The organism is Candidatus Sodalis sp. SoCistrobi (assembly GCF_900143145.1).
In the GTDB taxonomy this organism is placed as follows: Bacteria; Pseudomonadota; Gammaproteobacteria; order Enterobacterales; family Enterobacteriaceae; genus SoCistrobi.
The window spans coordinates 1-3,004 of sequence record NZ_FRDB01000287.1; the positions used below are offsets into that span (position 1 = coordinate 1).

The window sequence follows — 3,004 nt, forward strand, 5'->3', positions numbered from 1 at the left end:
CGGCGACTCCTACGATAATGCGATGGCAGAGAGTATCAACGGGTTGTACAAAACGGAGGTTATCCACCGCGGGAGCTGGAAAAACCGGACGGAAGTGGAGTTGGCCACGCTGGACTGGGTGGACTGGTACAACAACAGAAGGCTGCTCGGGCGGCTGGGTTACATCCCTCCTACTGAAGCCGAAATGAACTATTACGCTTTGCAATTAGCATCAGAGGAAGCGGCGTAGTATTGCCAAAATTACTCTCTAATAAACTCGGGGTTATTCATATCAGTTGCTGCGCATACCGCCGAAGATGCTCAGCAGGCTGACGAAAATGTTGTATAGCGATACATAGAGACTGACGGTGGCGCGGATGTAGTTTGTCTCTCCGCCGTGAATGATATTGCTGGTTTCCCACAAAATCGCGCCGGAGGAAAACAGGATAAACATCACGCTTATCGCCAGCGACAAGGCCGGGATATGCAGAAAAAGATTAGCTACGACCGCGACCAGCAGGACCACGAAGCCGGCCATCATCATCCCCGACAGGAAGGACATATCCTTGCGGGTGGTGAGGACGTACGCCGAGCAGCAAAAGAACACCACCGCCTTGCCTCCCAGCGCCAGCATAATGACGTCCCCCGCGCCGGACGCCAGCAGCATGCTCAGTAGCGGTCCCAGCGTATAGCCCATAAAACCGGTCAGGGCGAAGGTAGCGAGGATCCCTGCCGGACTATTGGCCAGCCGGTGGGTCAAAAACAGAAGCCCGTAAAAGCCGACCAGCATCAGAATCAACCCGGGCGCCGGCAGCCCTAGCAGCGTGCTCGCGGTGGCGGTCAGCGCGGAAAAGGCCAGCGTAAGCGACAGCAGAAAATAAGTATTGCGCAGCACCTTGTGGGTGCTTAAGAGCGAATGCCTGCGCGAGGATGTCGCAATCAAACGATCCATAATTTGCCTCTCATCATAAAGGTGTGCCAGTAATATTTGATGCAAGATTAATGGCTTGCCGCCGTTGCGCCTATGGCTTTTACCCATCTTTACGCACCAGCGCTAACGCCGACAAATAAAGAAAGGGTAGCGAAGAGACTAATGGCGATTTTTCAGTCGATTAGCGCAAACGCTCTTTACAACCGGATCGACTCTGTTTATAGTTCGCCTCGTTGCGGAGGAGTGGCCGAGTGGTTGAAGGCTCCGGTCTTGAAAACCGGCGAAGGGCAACCTTCCGTGGGTTCAAATCCCACTTCCTCCGCCATATTTATCAATGGTTTATGTGGAATGTTGCACAGGCTAGAAATTGGTGTTGGTATTCTCTTGGTATATTCACTTAGTATATTTTTCGCTCTTAGGCAACGAAGGGATATCAAGAGTAGGCGATAATTTAACCTTTCTGTCGTATACTAAAACCTGACTTTCTGATTTATGCCCGCTAAATAGTTGCTTATCTTTTGTACTTCCCTTGTAGTCTGAAATACCCTTAGCTTTCAAATCATGAAATGTACAGTCAAGCTCGTAGCCAAGTTGGGCTGATGCTTTTGAGCGCGCTTCCATCCATCGATTACTGAATCCACGCTTGCTGTAGTGCCCTTTATGCTGTCCCATGATGACGGGAGTATCGGCCTGAGTGGGCACTGATGCCGATTTAGCTAACTCTATGGCTTCCCGTAGTCTTGGCGTCCAGACCTTAATCTGTTTAATTCCCGTCTTCCCCTGCTGAATAAATATCCCTTGCTCAGTAATTTGTTGCCACTTCATGCCAAGTACGTCTGATAATCGGGCGGCGCAGAGGTAGGCTATCTCCATTGCCGCCTTTACTACATCATCAGCAGATTGATAAATAGCAAGGCACTCATCATCGGTAATATACCTGTCTCTTTTGACTGCCTTGAATTTCATAACGCCGACACATGGGTTGCCTTTAGCATACCCACGCTCATAGCCCCACCGATAGACCCTAGACATACTTGCCATCTCATGGTTTGCCTGTGTTTTGCTCTGCAAGCCACGCTTATCCATGAATGTTCTGACGTGCTCTGGCTTGATGCTGTTCACGCTGACCTTACCAAAGACGGCCAGAAGCTTCTTCTGGTGCTGTAGGTAATCCTTTTGGGTTCGGGGCTTGAGTTCAGAAAAATAGGCGCTATCAAGAAAATAATTCCACAGTTGAGAAAACGTTAATGTTGTGGATAATTCAGCCATTAATCTTTCATAGTGGGCCCATACCTGCGCAATCGTCGTTTCTTTTATTTTACCTAAGCCTATTGTTTTTGTAGAGCCATGAGGTTTGAATACGTAGCTGTAGCCATTAGATCTTACGCGCTTGGGTAGCTTATTATCTTCTGGATTAATTCGACGCCTTCCCATTTAAATCACTCCAAAATTAGGCTCTTCCTCTGGCTTATGATTGCCAGTGCTTGGTACTGCCTGAAAATGTGAACGGTAGACGGCGGGCTTTCCCCTGGCGTTTTCTTCAAACGGGATATTCAGCTTTGCCAACCATGCCTTTTGTAATTTTGATTGTTTGTACCCGGTGAGAATGTACACTTCGTCATCATCAAGAAATGCTGTAGCCATAATGACCTCTGTTTAAATCAAGCCGCTGCAACGTTCGTCATGACGGCGAGCAGGCGTGGGAATTGCGAATCGTAGAAATGGGGTTGCACACCCGGTGTGCAATGGTGAGGTAATTTCAGGCTGCCATGCGACAGCCGGGATGGTTTATTGCTTTGTCGCTTTAATCCGATGCAGCGCGCCATTTACCAGAGACGCCAGTATTTCCTCTTTCGGCAAACCAGTACGAATGCCTTCTTCATATTCCTCAATAAGCTTGCAGTCTGCTTCAAATTGCGCTTGCCGGATATCTTCTTTAAGAAGCCAGCACTCTGCGTCGGCCTGATTCTCCATGCGGACAATACGTCTTTCCAGTTTTTCAATTTCTTCGATAAGCCCCGTTTCCCGGCGGGCGAGTAATCCGGTGAGTAAACCATTCATATTTCACCTTGATAGCGTTAATGTGAGTCGGAA

5 protein-coding genes and 1 tRNA gene are annotated in these 3,004 nt (G+C 48.9%); 2 read left to right on the forward strand and 4 right to left on the reverse strand.

Going from position 1 to position 3,004, the window contains the following annotated elements; translation table 11 throughout:
* A partial coding sequence (locus CINSTRO3249_RS14510) for an integrase core domain-containing protein (RefSeq protein ID WP_143146879.1) occupies positions 1-229 on the forward strand: 229 nt, incomplete at its 5' end.
* A gap of 42 nt (positions 230-271) precedes the next feature.
* Here CINSTRO3249_RS14510 and yccA read toward each other — a convergent pair.
* On the reverse strand, positions 272-931 hold the full coding sequence (gene yccA, locus CINSTRO3249_RS14515; protein WP_074013776.1) for an FtsH protease modulator YccA: 660 nt from the start codon (positions 929-931) through the stop codon (positions 272-274).
* 216 nt (positions 932-1,147) lie between these two features.
* On the opposite strand from yccA, the gene CINSTRO3249_RS14520 reads away from it, so the two are divergent.
* Positions 1,148-1,235: transfer RNA gene (locus tag CINSTRO3249_RS14520), tRNA-Ser, on the forward strand.
* Between the two features lie 68 nt (positions 1,236-1,303).
* On the opposite strand, the gene CINSTRO3249_RS14525 is transcribed toward CINSTRO3249_RS14520, so the two are convergent.
* From CINSTRO3249_RS14525 to CINSTRO3249_RS14535, 3 genes are all read right to left on the reverse strand, one after another.
* The gene (locus CINSTRO3249_RS14525; protein WP_074013773.1) at positions 1,304-2,344 is read right to left on the reverse strand and encodes a tyrosine-type recombinase/integrase; all 1,041 of its coding nucleotides are present in this window, start codon (positions 2,342-2,344) and stop codon (positions 1,304-1,306) included.
* Positions 2,345-2,554: a DUF4224 domain-containing protein gene (locus tag CINSTRO3249_RS14530; protein ID WP_074013774.1), complete on the reverse strand. Its 210-nt coding sequence runs from the start codon at positions 2,552-2,554 to the stop codon at positions 2,345-2,347.
* A 144-nt stretch (positions 2,555-2,698) separates the two neighbouring features.
* A complete protein-coding gene (locus tag CINSTRO3249_RS14535; protein WP_074013775.1) occupies positions 2,699-2,971 on the reverse strand; it encodes a hypothetical protein in 273 nt (90 codons plus the stop codon).
* Positions 2,972-3,004 lie beyond the last annotated feature (33 nt).